We start from the raw sequence: 15,118 nt of genomic DNA on the forward strand, positions 1-15,118 counted from the left end.
CTTGGCCGCCCTCACCCACGACGTTCCCCGCCAGAACGTCACCGCCGCCATCCACAAGCTGATGGACAATCTCGTCAACATCAAGGACGAGACGGGCGAGTTCCTGCTCCATCTGGACGACGGGCGGATCATCGACACCAAGGGCTGGGCCGGCTGGGAATGGACCCACGGCGTCGGCCTGTTCGGCATGTGGCGCTATTACGAGCAGACCGGCGACCAGGCCGCGCTCGGCATCATCAAGCAATGGTTCGAGGATCGCTTCGCCGAGGGCACGCCGACCAAGAACATCAACACGATGGCGCCGTTCATCACGCTCGCCTACCTCTACGAGCACGAACCCGATCCGCGCTACATCCCCTATCTCGACACCTGGGCCGAATGGCTGATGGCGCCCGACGGCCTGCCCAAGACCGAGGAGGGCGGCTTTCAGCACATCGTCTATAACGACGAAAATCCCGGTGAGATGTGGGACGACACGCTGATGATGAGCGTGCTGCCGCTCGCCAAGATCGGCCTGCTGCTGAACCGGCCGCACTATGCCGAGGAGGCGAAGCGCCAGTTCCTCGTCCACATCAAATACCTGTTCGACAAGAAGACCGGCCTGTGGTTCCACGGCTGGGACTTCAACGGCCGGCACAATTTCGCCGAGGCGCTATGGGCGCGCGGCAATTGCTGGGTGACGATCGCGATTCCGGAGATCATCGAGATCCTCGACTTGGCCGAGGGCGATGCGTTCCGCACCTTCCTGATCGACACGCTGGCCGCGCAGGTGAAGACGCTGGCCGAGACGCAGGATGCGGAAACCGGTCTGTGGCATACGCTGGTGATGGACCCGACCAGCTATCTCGAAGCCTCGGCGACCGCAGGCTTCGCCTATGGCATCCTGAAGGGCGTCCGGAAGGGCTATCTGCCCCGCCACTACGAAGCCGTCGGGATCAAGGCGGTGCAGGGCGTGCTCGCCAACATCGACGCGGACGGCGAACTGAAACAGGTGAGCTTCGGCACCGCGATGGGCGACACCCAGCAATTCTACAAGGACATCGCCTTGACCTCTATGCCCTACGGCCAGAGCCTCGCGATGATCGCGCTGGCCGAATTCCTGCGCACGTACATCTGATTCAAGCATAAGCCCCTCCCCTTCAGGGGAGGGGATGGGGGTGGGGGAGTCACAAGCGACAGTCTCTGCGAGGCTCCCCCACCCCTTACCCCTCCCCTGAAGGGGAGGGGCTGAGAGGATCCAGTCATGGCCACCGACCCCATCGCCGCCCGACCCATCATGCCCACCGCGCCCTCCCGCCCGGTCCGCTGGTACAACCTCCTCGCCTACGGCTCGAACGACGTGCTGGGCGCAGGGTCGATGGCGGTCATCTCGACCTGGATCCTGATCTTCTACACCAGCTTCTGCGGCCTCTCCGCGGCGCAGGCGACGATCATCTTCGGCGTGGCGCGCGTGCTCGACGCGTTCACCAGCCCGCTGATCGGTCACCTCTCCGACAATATCGGCCGGACCGCGCTTGCCCGCCGGTTTGGGCGCCGGCGGTTCTTCATCCTCGCCGCGATTCCGCTTCTCCCCTCGTTCGCGATCATGTGGGTGTCGGGTCAGAGCTTCTGGTACTATCTCGTCACCTACGTCCTGTTCGAGATGGTCTACGCGCTGGAGATCATTCCCTATGAGACGCTCGCCGCCGAAATGGCGACCGACTACAAGACCAAGGCGAAGTTCGCCGGCGCGCGCATCCTGTGCGGGCAGGTGTCGGCGATCGGCGCCGCCTTCCTGCCCGGCTGGCTGATCGCCTATCTGGGGCCGGACTCCCCCGACACCTACCTCTACATGGGCATCATCTTCTCCGTGCTGTTCATGGGCGCGGCGGCCCTGCTCTACACCTTCAGCTGGGAGCGGCAGCGCCCGCCCGGCCTAGACGAGGCGGAGGCGAAGGACCGGCCGACGCTGGGCGCGGCCTTCGCCGCGCTGTATCGCAACCTGTTCTCGACGCTGCGCATCCGCGCGTTCCGGCTGCACCTCGGCATGTATCTCGGCGGCTATATCAGCCAGGATATCTACAACGCCGCCTTCACCTATTTCGTGATCTTCGCGCTCGCCGGCACGACGGGCATCGTCGCCAACCTCGTCGGCGTGACGTACATCGTGCAGCTGGTCGCCGTGGTGCTCGCGATCAACTTCGCGCTGCGCCTGTCGCCCGCTGCCGCCTACCGCTTCGCGGCGTTGAGCTTTGCCATCGGCGTCGTCATCTTCCTTGCCATGTATGCCGCCGGCTATGGCGCGACCTCCGCCCTGTTCTGGCTGCCGGTGGTGTTCGCCGGCCTGGGTCGCGGCGCGCTCAACTACATCCCCTGGGCGACGTACAATTACATGGCCGACGTCGACGAGATCGTCACCGGCCGCCGGCGGGAGGGCGCGTTCGCCGGGGTCATGACCTTCGTGCGCAAGATGAGCCAGGCGCTCGCCGTCATCCTCGTCGGGCAGGTGATGCAGGCCTCGGGCTTCGTCTCCAAGGCGACCGTGCAGAGCCCGACCGCGATCGCCGCGATCGTCGGCGTGCTCGGCGCGGGAACGCTGGCGATGCTGGTGTTCGGCGTGCTCGTCTCGACCCGTTTCCGCCTGACGCCGCGGACCCATGCGATCCTGCTCGACGAGATCGAACGCTTCCGCGCCGGCGAACGGCGTCCGGCGGAGGCGGAGCATGCGCGGGTGGTGGAGGATCTGTCGGGCTGGTCCTACGACCGGCTGTGGGGCAACAACCCGGTGGCGGCCAAGCGGTAACGCGCGTCCGGTTCGTCATCCGGCGGCGCGTCCGGTTCGTCATCCGGCGGCGCGTCCGGTTCGTCATCCGGCGGCCCGTCCGTCTCGGCACACTCTTGCGTTCCGGCCCGTGCGCTCGATCGTACAGGCGGCTCATCCGGCACGACCTAGCCCCCTCCGTCATCCCGGCGAACGCCGGGATCCATGGACAGCGCGCCAACAGCTTCGGCGCGCACCACCGGCGGCATACCCGCCATGGATCCCGGCATTCGCTGGGATGACGGAAAGGTGAGATGGGAAAGGTGGGGAGCTTCTGTTGCCCGGTGCTCCCCGTACCGCTGGAATCCCCTTCTGTTGCCCGGTGGGGTCCGACCGCGCTATCTTGGTGTAACCTTAGGCCGTGAGGCCCTCAGTTACGCCGCAATCGCGAGTGCTTCGTTATCGTTGGCACTTGTGTAATGGGCCGTTGCGGTGGTCCCATTCCGAGCGAAAGACAGCGCTTTTCAACACACGTCGATCCTAGTTCGGCCCCATCATCGAAGCTGTGGCAACGGCCCCACGCATGAAGCGTGGCGCCGCGCGCCTCAGCTGCGGTGGTGGAGCCGCCGGGTACTGCCCCCGGGTCCGCTGCGCCTATTTAACGCCACCGTTTATCGCCATAGCCGGCTGGAAGCCGGCCCGACCGATATAGGCGCGATGCCGCGCCGCTGCAATCCACGCCTTTCGCTCGCCACATTATAGGGCCATAGGCGACCCATCATGTTGACCCAGCGTTCCCGCTACGCGCTGCGCGCGATGCTGTTCCTTGCCGAAGCACCCGCCGCCACGCCGCCGATCCCCATGGGCCGGATCGCGACCGCCGCGAACGTGCCGCGCAAGTTCCTCGAGCTGATCCTCGCCGACCTGCGCGACGCCGGCCTGCTCAGCAGCACGCGCGGCAAGATGGGCGGGTACGTCCTCGCCCGCCCCGCGCATCTCATTTCGCTGGGCGAGGTGATCCGCGTGATCGAAGGACCACTGGCGCTCGTCCCCTGCGTCAGCCGCACCGCCTACCGCCCCTGCAACGACTGCAAGAGCGAGGCGGACTGCGCCATCCGCCACGCGATGATGCGCGTGCGCGACGAGACCGCGCGCATCCTCGACGGCACCAGCCTCGCCGATGCGACGGCGGAGCAGCTGGTCGCGGCGTAGATCGTTCACGTCCTCCCCCGCCAGGGGGAGGTAGCAGCGAAGCTGACGGAGGGGAGGGTAAGCGACGCACGTCGTGCTTGCGGAGACGCCCCCTCCACCACGCCCTACGGGCGCGCCCCCCCCCCCCCCGCTAAAACGAGGGAGGAATGAGGTTATACCCGCGGCCGCGCCTTCAGTTCATCGCGGATTTCGCGCAGCAGCGTGATGTCCGCCGGCTCGGCGGCCTTGGGCGCTTCCGGCTTCGGCATCAGCTTGTTCACCGCGCGCACCAGCAGGAAGATGATGAAGGCGACGATCAGGAAATTCGCCGCCTGAGTGATGAACTCGCCATAGCCGAGCAGCGGCACGCCCGCCTTCTTGAGCGCGGCATAGTCGGTCAGCGAGCCGGTGTAGTTCGCCGGCACCGGCCCCATGCGTAGGAAATAGCCGGAAAAATCGAGGCCGCCGAAGATCTTGCCGATCACCGGCATGATGACGTCCTCGGTCAGCGAGGTGACGATCTTGCTGAACGCCGCGCCGATGATGACCGCGACGGCCAGGTCGAGCACGTTGCCGCGCGCGATGAACGTCTTGAATTCCTTGAACATGACCGCCCTTTCCTCGTTATCCGATGAGGTTGCCCGAGGTTAGGGGGCGTTTTCCCCTTCGCCAAGCCCGCCTGCTGTCCTATATGGATAGCACAGATACACCCAGGAGGATGTTCATGCCGTCGCTTCGCCCCGTTGCCGCCTTCGCCCTTGCCGCCGTCGCCAGCGGCTCGCTGGCCGGCTGCGGCATCAACTCGGTGCCGACTGCGGAAGAGAACGCCAAGGCGCGCTGGGCCGATGTCGAGAATCAGTATCAGCGCCGTGCCGACCTGATCCCCAACCTTGTCGCCACGGTGAGGGCCGCCGGCGCGCAGGAGAAGGATATCCTCACCCAGGTGACGCAGGCCCGCGCCAGCGCCAACCAGGTCAAGCTGTCGGGCGACCAGCTGAGCGATCCCGCCAAGGTCCAGGCCTTCGAACGCGCGCAGGGTGCCGTCACCCTGTCGCTGCAGCGGTTGCAGGAGGCCTATCCGGAGCTCAAGAGCCAGGGCAATTACACCACGCTGATGAGCCAGCTGGAAGGCACCGAGAACCGGATCACCATCGCCCGCACCGATTACAACACGGCCGTGCAGGCGTATAACACCCGCATCCGCACCTTCCCCGACGCCGTCGGCGCGAAGATCTTCTACGGTGCCAAGCCCCTCACCCCGTTCGCCGCAACTTCGCCGAACGCAGAGGTGGCACCGAGCGTCAATTTCGGGAATGCGAGCTGACGGCGATGACCGCCCTCGTCCGGGCGCTCGCCGTCTGGCGGGCGGCGATGCTGCTGATGCTGGCAGGACTGATCGTCTCGCCAGCATCGGCGCAGACCTTCCCTAAATTTACCGGCCTCGTCGTCGATGATGCCAACGTGCTGCCAGCAGAAACGAGGGCAGCGCTGACGGCGAAGTTGGAGGCACTGCAGAAGGATACCAAGCGGCAGCTGGTCGTTGCGACAATCCCGAACCTGCAAGGCTACCCAATCGAAGAATATGGCTACAAGCTGGGCCGGGCTTGGGGCGTCGGCCTCAAGGACGTCAACAACGGCGCAATCCTGTTCATCGCGCCTAACGAGCCCGCCGGCCATCGTGGTCCGCGTATCGAAGTCGGCCGCGGCCTCGAACCGATCCTGACGGACGCGTTGTCCAGCGTCATCATCAACCAGGACATGATGCCGCGGCTGAAGGCAGGCGACATTCCCGGCGCGATGACCGCCGGTGTCGACGCGATAGCCCAGCAGCTGCGCGCCTCCCCAGAGGAAGCTCAAGCCCGGCTGGATGCCGCCACCAAGCAGTTCGATCAGGCCCATCGCCGCACCTCGGCAAATCGCAACGGCGGCGGCGTGCCGTTCGGGTTGATCGTCTGGGCGATCATCCTTTTGTTCGTGCTGGTCCCGCTGATCCGCGGGCGGCGGCGTGCAGGGCCATGGGGCCGACGCTACGACGATGGCGGCGGCAGCGCGCTGCCGATCGTCTTGTGGGGCATCGCCAACGAGATCGGTCGATCCTCGCATGGCGGCGGCGGCTGGGGCAGCGGTGGCGGCGGCTGGAGTGGTGGCGGCGATTCCGGAGGCAGCGACGGCAGCTGGGGCGGCGGCGGCTTCACCGGTGGCGGCGGCGGTGACTTCGGAGGCGGTGGCGCCTCGGGGAGTTGGTGAGATGCGGCTGACTGACGCCGACCGTACACGCGTCGCCACAGCAGTGGCCGAGGCGGAGCGCGAGACGGCCGGCGAAATCGTCACCGTCGTCGCGCGCCGCTCCGACGCCTATCACGACGTCGCGCTGCATTGGGCGGTGCTGGCGATGCTGCTGGTGTTGGCCTTGCTGGCGCTGATGCCGGGCGTGGCGGTATGGCTGCACGGCCTCGTCGCCGATCCATGGGACGGCGCGCCGGCACCGGGCGGGCTGTTCACCGTGGCCCTGCTGCTGCTCGCCGCGACCTTCCTGATCGTGCGCGTCATCCTAGCCTATCGACCGCTGCGCATGGCGTTGACGCCGGGCAGCACCGCCGGACGCCGCGTCCATGCCCGCGCGCTGACGCTGTTCCGCGCCAGTGCCGAGGCGCGCACGCGCGATGCCACCGGCGTCCTCCTCTACCTGTCGCTCGACGAGCACCGGGCGGAGATCATCGCCGATGCCGCGATCCATTCGCGCGTCACCCCCGATGTGTGGGGCGCGGCGATGGCGGCGCTGATCGCCGCGACGCGCGACGGCCGTCCCGGCGACGGCATGGCCGAGGCGGTGCGCCAGATCGGCCTCGTCCTCGCCGAGCATTTTCCGCCGCGTGCCGACGACACCAACGAACTGCCGGACCGTTTGATCGAGCTATGACCACCGACACCGTCTGGGAGGGCAAGTACCTCTCCGTCCGCAAAGCGGGCACCTGGGAATATGCCGAGCGCAAGGGGCGCATCACCGCCGCGGTGATCGTCGCGATCGACGCGCAGGGGCAGTTGCTGCTCGTCGAGCAACATCGCGTGCCACTCGGGCGGACCTGCCTGGAACTGCCCGCCGGCCTCGTCGGCGACGACAGTGCGGGTGAGAGCGTCGCGGAAGCCGCGCGCCGCGAGCTGGAGGAAGAAACGGGCTATCACGCCGCCATGGTCGAGGAGCACGGCGAGTTCTTCTCCTCCCCCGGCATGACCTCCGAAAGCTTCACGCTGGTGCTGGCGACCGGTCTGACCCGCACCGGCGAAGGCGGCGGCGACGAACAGGAGAACATCACCGTCCACCGCGTCGCACCGGAAGCGGTGCAGGGCTTCGTCGCCGCCAAGCGCCGCGAGGGCGTGGCGATCGATGCCAAGATGCTGCTGCTGCTCGGCAGCGGCCTGATCGCCGAGGTGACGGGCGAGCCGGTCGCCTGAAGCGCATCGGGGCTCCCGCTTCCGCAGGAGCACCGTCAGCGGCTTGTCACTGCCTCAACGAAAATTGTCGGCGTAGGCCTGCAACTTGAGCTTTGGCTTGGGCGCCGGCACCAGCTCGTAGTCGAAGCCCTGCGCCTCGCAATAGGCGACCGCGGCCTCCTGCGTCGGGAAGCTCAGGCGGACCTGTTCGCGGGTATCGCCGCTGCCCGCCCAGCCGGTGAGCGGATCGGCATGCTTGGGCTCGGCGGGTTCGAATTCGAGGCGCCACACCTGCGTCCGGGCTTTGCCGGACTGCATCGCATTCTTGGGGCGCTGGAAGATACGGACGGTAGGCATGGACGTTTCCTTAGCGTGTGCCGGCAGAACGCGCATCCGCCTTTTTGGTGCGCAATGTCGCCGATGCCGCGGCGGGGTTGTCGGGCCACGGGTGCCGGGGATAGCGGCCGCGCATCTCCTTCGCCACGGCATGCCAGCTGCCCGCCCAGAAGCCAGGCAGATCGCGGGTCGTCTGGATCGGTCGGCCGGCAGGCGAGGTCAGGCTGAGCACCAGCGGCACCCGCGCGCTGCCGACCACCGGATGGTCGGCAAGGCCGAACAGCGCCTGTACGCGCAATTCGACGCGCGGGCCCCCTTCAGCGGCATAGTCGATGGCGTGGGTGCTGCCGGCGGGGCTGGTAAAATCGGCCGGCGCCAAGCGATCGACCTGGCGCATACCCTCCCAGCCGACGAGGGAGCGCAGCGCCTCCGTCAGTGCGCCCGCCGGAATGGCATCGAGCCGGCGGCGCCCGTCCAGCAGCGGCGGCAGCCATTCGTCCAGCCGGTCGCGCATCAGCGCCTCGATCGGCACGCCCGCATAGGTCGCCCGCGCGCGCAGCGCCGCCGCGCCCGCACTCCACGGCAGCAGGTGCCGCCCCTGCGTGCGCACGCCCTCCAGCAGCGCCGCGGCAACCGCGGCAGGATCGGCCTGCGCATCCGGCCCGGAGGACAGCCGCAACGCACCGAGCCGCCGTTCCCGCAATGCCGTCACGCCACCGGTCGCGGCATCGAACTCCACCGTCCGGCGCGTTTCGATCCGGTCGGCGAACAGCCGCTCGATCGTCGCGAGCGCGATCGGGGCCGCGGCGAGGATGCGCGCCCCCGACGCCGCGCCCTGCGTTTCCGCCACCGCCAGCCAGCCGTTGCGGGCAAGCGCGCTGCCCGGATCGAGGCGAAAGCCGCGGCCGCCGGTCGAGGCCCAGAATTCGCCGCTGACGTCGCGCGCGCGGGCGATGCGGTCCGGAAAGGCGAGCGCGATCGGCACCTCGACGCCCTCATCCCCTTCGCCCGTTCCACCTCCCGCAAGCGTCGCCCAGCGCTCGACCAGCCGCCGCGCCGCCACCGCCTTCGTCCCGCGCTCGCTGCGCCAGCGGCGCAAGCGCGTGTCGAGATCGGGATCGGTGCCGCCGAGGCCGCGCTCCGACAGCAGCACCGCGACTTCGGCGGCGATCCGCCCCTGCCCCATGTCGCCGGCGCGCAGCAGCATGTGGGCAAGCCGCGGCGGCATCGGCATCGTCGCGATCCGGCGGCCGTGCGCCGTCGGGCGGCCATCGTCGTCGATCGCCTCCACCAGCGCCAGCCGCTCGCGCGCCTCCGCCACTGCCGCGGCGGGCGGCGGGTCGAGCCAGGCGAGATCGCGCGGGTCGCCGACACCCCATAGCGCCGCCGCCAGGACGAGGCCCGACAGGTCCGCCTCCAGGATCTCCGGCGGATCGAAGCGCGGCAGCCCCCCGGTCGCCGCCTCTTCCCACAGGCGATAGGCGACGCCCGGCCCCAGCCGCGCCGCACGCCCGGCGCGCTGGATCACCGCCGCCTGGCTGGCGCGCTCCGTCACCAGCCGCGTCATCCCCGCCGCCCGGTCGTATCGCGCCCGTCGCGCCAGCCCCGAATCGACGACGATGCGGATGCCGTCGAGGGTCAGGCTGGTTTCGGCGATGCCGGTCGCCAGCACCAGCTTGCGCCGGCCGTCGGGTTCGGGGCGAATCGCGGCACGCTGGGCGGGAGGTTCGAGGCTGCCGTGAAGATGATGGATCGCGATGGACGCGGGCAGGTCGGCCAATCGCTCCGCCGTCCGCTCGATCTCGCCGACGCCGGGCAGGAAGGCGAGCACGCCACCCTCTTCCTCCGCCAGCGCACGGCGGATCGCACGCGCCATCGCATCCTCGATCCGCGCATCGCCGGCGCGGCCGAGGTAGCGCAGGTCGAGCAGATGGCTCCGTCCCTCGCTCTCGATCACCGGTGCCTGCCCCATCAGCGCCGCGAATCGGGAGCCGTCGAGCGTCGCGGACATCGCCACCAGCCGCAGGTCCGGCCTGAGCGCGGCCTGCGCATCCAGCGCCAGTGCCAGCCCGAAATCGCCATCGAGACTGCGTTCGTGCACCTCGTCGAACAGCACCGCCGAGATGCCGGCCAGTTCGGGATCGGCCTGCATACGCGCGACGAAGATGCCCTCGGTCACCACCGTCACCCGCGTCGCCGCCGAACGCCGGCTGTCCATCCGCGTGGCATAGCCATAGGTGCCGCCGACGCCCTCGCCTGCCAGCGCAGCCATCCGCTCCGCCGCCGCACGTGCCGCCAGCCGGCGCGGCGACAGCAGCAGCACCTCGCCGGTGCACCACGGCTCCTCCAGCAAGGCCGGGGCGACGGCGGTCGTCTTGCCCGCTCCCGGTGGAGCGACGAGCACCGCATTGCTGCTGGCCCGCAGGGCGGCAAGCAGGTTGGGCAGGACGGCGAAGATCGGCAGGTCGGTCACGGCGCCTGCGCCCTTATCGCGGATCGGCGGGCGACGCGATGGCCTGGGGCTGCTATGCCGCACGGCGACACGACACGGGAGACGCACGATGGGTCTGTTCGACACTATCCTCGGCCAGGCGGCCGGCAATCCGGCGATCGCCAATCTCGCGGAAAAGATCGGCCTGTCGCCCGAACAGGTAAGCGCAGCGATCGCGGCGCTGGGCGCAGCGCACGTCCAGCCCGGCGACACGGTGGCAGGCGCCGCCGATTCCACCGGACTGTCGCCCGACGTGTTGCAGCAGATCCTCGGCCACCTCGGCGGCGAGGGCGCCCTCGGCAACCTCGGCGCACTGCTGGGGCAGACGGGCGAGGGTGGCCTGAGCGGGCTGCTCGGCAATCTCGGCGGACTGTTCGGCAAGTCGTGATGCTGTGATGACAAAAAGGTCATCCGCCGCGTCCTAGTATCTCCCGCCGATCGGGTGGTAGACACGGCACGACGGCAGAACCGGGCGGGACGAGTGGGCGGACATCATCATCACCACGGGCACGGGCATGACCACGGCCATGGGCATGGGCATGGCCACGCTCATGGCCATGCCCATGGCCCCGCCTCGTTTGACCGCGCCTTCGCGATCGGGATCGGGCTCAACATCGCCTATGTGGTGGCGGAGGCCGCGACGGGGCTGTGGACCGGCTCGGTCGCGCTGCTCGCCGATGCCGGCCACAATCTGTCGGACGTGCTCGGCCTCGCCGTCGCCTGGGGCGGCGCCGCGCTCGCCCGCAGCGCGCCGACCAAGCGCTTCACCTATGGCCTGAAGGGCTCGACCATCCTCGCCGCACTGGCGAACGCCGTGTTCCTGCTGGTCGCGCTCGGCGCGATCGTGCTGGAGGCGGTACAGCGCTTCGGCGACCCGCCCGTCGTCGCCGGCCTGACCGTGTCGGTCGTCGCCGGCGCAGGGATCGCGGTCAACGCCTTCACCGCCTGGCTGTTCGCGCGCGGTCGCAAGGGCGACATCAACATCCGCGGCGCCTACCTTCACATGCTGAGCGATGCCGCGGTGTCGGCGGGCGTGGTGCTGGCGGGCATCGCCATCTGGGCGACGGGACTCGGCTGGATCGACCCGCTGGTCAGCCTGGTGATCGCCGCGATCATCTTCTGGCAGACCTGGGGCCTGCTCCATGAAACCGTCGAGATGAGCCTTGCCGCGGTGCCGCGCGCGATCGATTACGACGCGGTCACCGACGCCCTCGCCGCGCTGCCCGGCGTCGCCAAGGTCCACGACCTACATATCTGGCCGATGTCCACCACCGAACCGGTGCTGACCGCGCATCTGGTGATCCCCGGCGGCTATCCGGGCGATGCCTTCCTCGCCGCGGCACGGGCGATGCTGCACGACCGGTTCCACATCGGCCATGCGACGTTGCAGGTCGAGACGGGGAACGATTGCGAGAGCTGTTGAACGCGGACCGCTTGCAGGGCCGCCGGCGTGACGTCGGACGGGTTCGGCTGCGCCGACCCGCCGGCCGGGTCACCAAAGCCTAATAGGCTCTGGCGACCGCGAATTCGACCGCCTCGATCATCGCATCTTTGGCCTTGCCGCCGGCGAAGCCGCCGATCGCGTCGATCGCGCGCTGGCCATAATGGCGGGCGCGGGCGAGCGTATCGTCGACCGAGCGGGTCTTGCGGACCAGATCGATGGCATGCGCGAAATCCGCGTCGGAGGCGCGCCGGCCCTCGATCGCGTCCTTCCAGAACTTGCGATCGTCCGCATCGCCGCGGGCGTAGGCGAGGATGACGGGCAGCGTCATCTTGCCTTCGCGGAAGTCGTCGCCCGCATCCTTGCCCATCGTGCCCGCGTCCGACACATAGTCGATCGCATCGTCGACCAGCTGGAAGGCGATGCCGAGATTGCGGCCATAGGCATCGAGCGCCGCCTCTTCGCCCTCGCTCCGTTCCGCCACCACCGCGCTGATCCGGCAGGCGGCGGCGAACAGCGCCGCCGTCTTGGCGTTGATGATGTCGAGGTAGCGGTCCTCGCCCAGATCGATGCGCCGCGCCGCGGTAAGCTGGTTCACCTCGCCCTCCGCGATCACCGCAGAAGCGTTGGACAGGATCTTCAGCACCTTGAGACTGCCGTCTTCCACCATCAGCTCGAAACTGCGGCTGAACAGGAAATCGCCGACGAGGACGCTCGCCGGATTGCCCCAGATGATGTTGGCGGTGCGCTTGCCGCGCCGCAGGTCGGATCCGTCGACGACGTCGTCGTGCAGCAGCGTCGCGGTGTGGATGAACTCGACCGCGGCGGCGAGGCGGTGGTGCCGTGTGCCGGTATAGCCGATCAGCCGCGCGCTCGCGAGCGTCAGCATCGGGCGCATCCGCTTGCCGCCGCCCGCGATCAGATGCCCGGCCAGCTCCGGGATCAGCGGGATCTGCGACTGCATGCGATCGAGGATCACCGTGTTGACGGCGTTCATGTCGCCCGCGACGAGCTGGAGCAGCGGCTCAAGCGAAGGCTCGGGACGATCGAGGCGATGGATGGTAGCGGTCATCTCGCCTCGCGCTGTGACGGGTGGCGCGCGCGAAGGCAAGCCTTGCTCGCAGCCTCAACACGCCCCATGGGGATGCTGGAATGGGCGGTAGGGGGCAACGGATGAGCGACGACGTGCTGCAAGGATACCGCAAGAGCATCGACAACATCGATGCGGCGCTGGTCCATCTGCTCGCCGAGCGCTTCAAGGTGACGCAGGCGGTCGGCCGGCACAAGGCGACCTCCGGCCTGCCCGCCGCCGATCCGGGCCGCGAAGAGCGGCAGATCGCCCGCCTGCGCCAGCTCGCCGAAGAAGCCGAGCTCGACCCCGAATTCAGCGAGAAGTTCCTGCGCTTCATCATCGACGAGGTGATCCGCCATCACGAGCAGTTGCGCGGCTGAGCGCGGCCGACCATCTCCGCTGCCGTGATCGCCGCCCTGATCCTCGCCTCCGCCGCCGCGACGCCTGCCCTGGACCACCAGGCGGCGATCCTCGGCGTATGGCACAATCCCCGGAACAGCGTCGCGGTAAAGACCGGCCATTGCGGCGAGCGGCTGTGCGGCTGGGTGGTCCGTGCCACCGACAAGGCGAAGAGCGACGTCACCAGCAAGGGCTATCCGCCGCTGATCGGCACCGCCCTGCTGCGTGGTTATCGCACCAGCGGCAAGGGGCGCTGGTCCGGCCAGATCTATGTTCCCGACATGGGCCGTGCCTTTGGATCGACGGTCACCATGGTCGATGCCGATACGCTGAACGTGCGCGGTTGCCTGATCGGCGGGTTCATCTGCAAATCGCAGATTTGGCGGCGGGACTGAGCGGATGGCGGGTGCGTTCATCGCGGTCGAGGGCGTCGACGGATCGGGCAAGAGCGGCGTCGTCCGCGCGCTGGTCGCGGAGCTCGCGGCGCGCGGCCACGACGTGCTCGGCACGCGCGAGCCGGGAGGCACGCCGCAGGGCGAAAGCCTGCGCGGCCTGCTGCTCGCCGGCAGCGACGATGCGTGGGAACCGCGCGCGGAGCTGCTGCTGATGACCGCCGCGCGCGTCCAGCACGTCGCCCGCGTCATCCGCCCCGCGGTCGCCGCCGGGCGGATCGTCGTGTCGGATCGCTATGCCGGCTCCACCCTCGCCTATCAGGGCGCCGGCCGCTGCATGGACGAACGCCTGATCCGCGACCTGCACGCCGCGGTAGTCGACGACCTGTGGCCCGACCTCACCCTGGTGCTCGACCTTGATCCCGCGATCGGCCTCGCCCGCAGCCGCAAGCGGCTCAGCGACGATGCCATCGACGAAGGCCGCTTCGAAAGCCTCGCCCTCCCCTTCCACCAGCGCATCCGTGGCGCCTTCCTCGCGCAGGCAGCAGCAGCGCCTGAACGTCACGTCGTGGTGGACGCGAGTGGCACGCCGGAGGCGGTGCAGGCGGCGGCGCTGGCGGCGGTGGAGAGGTTCCTGCCGCGAGCGTTATAACAGCGCGACGACGATTACCCCTACCGTCAGGAGCAACACGGCAACGCCGCTCGCGATCCAGGAAGCCGCTCGCCCGAAACGATCGTCGACCCACTCCACCACAGCTTCGGCGAAGCTCGTCAACAATGCCGCGTTCCACCGACCGAGCGCGTCTGCAAACGTCGGCGGCCCGAGCGCTCCCTCACCGACCCGTCCAGTTCCCCGGCCGCTTCTCAACAAAGGCTGCCATGCCTTCCTTCTGGTCGGCGGTGCCGAACAGGCCGTGGAACAGGCGGCGTTCGAACTGCACGCCCTGCGCCAGGCTCGTCTCGAACGCGGCGTTGACCATCTCCTTGTTCGCCAGCACGGCCAGCGGCGCCATGGCGGCGATCGTGGCGGCGGTCTTCATCGCTTCGTCGATCAGGTCGGCGGCGGGGATGACGCGGCTGACGAGGCCGGCGCGCTCGGCCTCGGCGGCGTCCATCATCCGTCCGGTGAGGCACATCTCCATCGCCTTGGCCTTGCCGACCGCGCGGGCGAGGCGCTGCGAGCCGCCCATGCCGGGGCTGACCGCCAGCTTCACCTCAGGCTGGCCGAATCTGGCCGTGTCCGCGGCGAGGATGAAGTCGCACATCATGGCGAGTTCGCAGCCGCCGCCCAGCGCATAGCCGGCGACCGCCGCGATGATCGGCTTCCTCGTCTGCGTCAGCCGTTCGTAGCCGGTGAAATGGTTGGTGCCGTACATGGCGGCGAAGTCCATCGCCGCCATTTCCTTGATATCGGCGCCCGCGGCAAAAGCCTTGGCGCTGCCGGTGAGCACCGCGCAGCCCTGCCCCTCGTCGGCATCGAACGCGGCGAGCGCCGCCAGCAGATCGGCGAGCACCTGCGCGTTCAAGGCGTTGAGCGCCTCGGGCCGGTTGAGCGTGATGAGCGTGACGCGCTCGCGCCGTTCGACGAGAATGGTCTGATAGTCCGACATCATGCTCTCCTTAT

18 protein-coding genes and 1 other RNA gene are annotated in these 15,118 nt (G+C 68.7%); 12 read left to right on the forward strand and 7 right to left on the reverse strand.

Features of this window, described 5'->3' with window-relative positions; all coding sequences use genetic code 11:
* The first annotated feature begins 1 nt into the window (after position 1).
* Positions 2 to 1,117: a beta-galactosidase BglB gene (gene bglB / locus AC4GY7_RS15980; RefSeq protein WP_491115903.1), complete on the forward strand. Its 1,116-nt coding sequence runs from the start codon at positions 2 to 4 to the stop codon at positions 1,115 to 1,117.
* 126 nt (positions 1,118 to 1,243) lie between these two features.
* Positions 1,244 to 2,782: an MFS transporter gene (locus AC4GY7_RS15985; RefSeq protein WP_491115905.1), complete on the forward strand. Its 1,539-nt coding sequence runs from the start codon at positions 1,244 to 1,246 to the stop codon at positions 2,780 to 2,782.
* A 318-nt stretch (positions 2,783 to 3,100) separates the two neighbouring features.
* Here the strand turns inward: AC4GY7_RS15985 and ssrA are convergent.
* Positions 3,101 to 3,478: a transfer-messenger RNA gene (gene ssrA, locus AC4GY7_RS15990) on the reverse strand.
* Positions 3,479 to 3,520: 42 nt separating this feature from the next.
* Here ssrA and AC4GY7_RS15995 point away from each other — a divergent pair.
* A complete protein-coding gene (locus AC4GY7_RS15995; RefSeq protein ID WP_443584066.1) occupies positions 3,521 to 3,952 on the forward strand; it encodes an RrF2 family transcriptional regulator in 432 nt (143 codons plus the stop codon).
* 152 nt (positions 3,953 to 4,104) lie between these two features.
* On the opposite strand, the gene mscL is transcribed toward AC4GY7_RS15995, so the two are convergent.
* Complete coding sequence (gene mscL, locus AC4GY7_RS16000; protein ID WP_443584067.1) at positions 4,105 to 4,539, reverse strand: large conductance mechanosensitive channel protein MscL; 435 nt, start codon at positions 4,537 to 4,539, stop codon at positions 4,105 to 4,107.
* Positions 4,540 to 4,649: 110 nt separating this feature from the next.
* Between mscL and AC4GY7_RS16005 the strand changes: the two genes are divergently transcribed.
* Genes AC4GY7_RS16005 through AC4GY7_RS16020 form a run of 4 tightly spaced genes read left to right on the forward strand, consistent with a single transcriptional unit; the run spans position 4,650 to position 7,384 of the window.
* Entirely contained in the window at positions 4,650 to 5,255 is a 606-nt protein-coding gene (locus tag AC4GY7_RS16005; protein ID WP_491115907.1) for a LemA family protein, read from the forward strand.
* Between the two features lie 5 nt (positions 5,256 to 5,260).
* Entirely contained in the window at positions 5,261 to 6,178 is a 918-nt protein-coding gene (locus AC4GY7_RS16010; RefSeq protein ID WP_491115909.1) for a TPM domain-containing protein, read from the forward strand.
* 1 nt (position 6,179) lies between these two features.
* A complete protein-coding gene (locus AC4GY7_RS16015) occupies positions 6,180 to 6,851 on the forward strand; it encodes a TPM domain-containing protein (RefSeq protein ID WP_491115911.1) in 672 nt (223 codons plus the stop codon).
* A complete protein-coding gene (locus AC4GY7_RS16020) occupies positions 6,848 to 7,384 on the forward strand; it encodes an NUDIX hydrolase (protein WP_491115913.1) in 537 nt (178 codons plus the stop codon). The genes AC4GY7_RS16015 and AC4GY7_RS16020 overlap by 4 nt, the downstream gene beginning before the upstream one ends.
* A gap of 54 nt (positions 7,385 to 7,438) precedes the next feature.
* Here AC4GY7_RS16020 and AC4GY7_RS16025 read toward each other — a convergent pair whose 3' ends face one another.
* Together AC4GY7_RS16025 and hrpB are read right to left on the reverse strand one after the other, a co-directional pair.
* Positions 7,439 to 7,720 carry an ETC complex I subunit gene (locus AC4GY7_RS16025; protein WP_443584072.1) on the reverse strand — a complete coding sequence of 94 codons (282 nt, stop codon included), beginning with the start codon at positions 7,718 to 7,720 and terminating at the stop codon, positions 7,439 to 7,441.
* A gap of 10 nt (positions 7,721 to 7,730) precedes the next feature.
* Positions 7,731 to 10,172, reverse strand: coding sequence for an ATP-dependent helicase HrpB (gene hrpB / locus AC4GY7_RS16030; RefSeq protein ID WP_491115915.1), 2,442 nt, complete (start codon positions 10,170 to 10,172; stop codon positions 7,731 to 7,733).
* Positions 10,173 to 10,260: 88 nt separating this feature from the next.
* Between hrpB and AC4GY7_RS16035 the strand changes: the two genes are divergently transcribed.
* Positions 10,261 to 10,578: a hypothetical protein gene (locus AC4GY7_RS16035; protein ID WP_491115917.1), complete on the forward strand. Its 318-nt coding sequence runs from the start codon at positions 10,261 to 10,263 to the stop codon at positions 10,576 to 10,578.
* 93 nt (positions 10,579 to 10,671) lie between these two features.
* Complete coding sequence (locus AC4GY7_RS16040; RefSeq protein WP_491115919.1) at positions 10,672 to 11,613, forward strand: cation diffusion facilitator family transporter; 942 nt, start codon at positions 10,672 to 10,674, stop codon at positions 11,611 to 11,613.
* A gap of 79 nt (positions 11,614 to 11,692) precedes the next feature.
* Here the strand turns inward: AC4GY7_RS16040 and AC4GY7_RS16045 are convergent, their stop codons facing one another.
* The gene (locus tag AC4GY7_RS16045; protein WP_443584076.1) at positions 11,693 to 12,703 is read right to left on the reverse strand and encodes a polyprenyl synthetase family protein; all 1,011 of its coding nucleotides are present in this window, start codon (positions 12,701 to 12,703) and stop codon (positions 11,693 to 11,695) included.
* A gap of 101 nt (positions 12,704 to 12,804) precedes the next feature.
* Between AC4GY7_RS16045 and AC4GY7_RS16050 the strand changes: the two genes are divergently transcribed.
* From AC4GY7_RS16050 to tmk, 3 genes are read left to right on the forward strand one after another with little or no spacing between them, the layout of a single operon-like run.
* The gene (locus AC4GY7_RS16050; RefSeq protein WP_491115921.1) at positions 12,805 to 13,083 is read left to right on the forward strand and encodes a chorismate mutase; all 279 of its coding nucleotides are present in this window, start codon (positions 12,805 to 12,807) and stop codon (positions 13,081 to 13,083) included.
* Between the two features lie 24 nt (positions 13,084 to 13,107).
* Complete coding sequence (locus tag AC4GY7_RS16055) at positions 13,108 to 13,497, forward strand: DUF2147 domain-containing protein (protein ID WP_491115923.1); 390 nt, start codon at positions 13,108 to 13,110, stop codon at positions 13,495 to 13,497.
* A gap of 4 nt (positions 13,498 to 13,501) precedes the next feature.
* A complete protein-coding gene (gene tmk / locus AC4GY7_RS16060) occupies positions 13,502 to 14,146 on the forward strand; it encodes a dTMP kinase (RefSeq protein WP_491115924.1) in 645 nt (214 codons plus the stop codon).
* Here the strand turns inward: tmk and AC4GY7_RS16065 are convergent.
* Positions 14,141 to 14,269, reverse strand: a complete 129-nt coding sequence (locus tag AC4GY7_RS16065; protein ID WP_491115926.1) for a hypothetical protein — start codon at positions 14,267 to 14,269, stop codon at positions 14,141 to 14,143. The genes tmk and AC4GY7_RS16065 overlap by 6 nt on opposite strands.
* A 58-nt stretch (positions 14,270 to 14,327) precedes the next feature.
* Complete coding sequence (locus AC4GY7_RS16070; RefSeq protein WP_491116048.1) at positions 14,328 to 15,104, reverse strand: enoyl-CoA hydratase; 777 nt, start codon at positions 15,102 to 15,104, stop codon at positions 14,328 to 14,330.
* Positions 15,105 to 15,118: the final 14 nt, after the last annotated feature.

This window comes from Sphingomonas sp. SP5 (genome assembly GCF_058313455.1).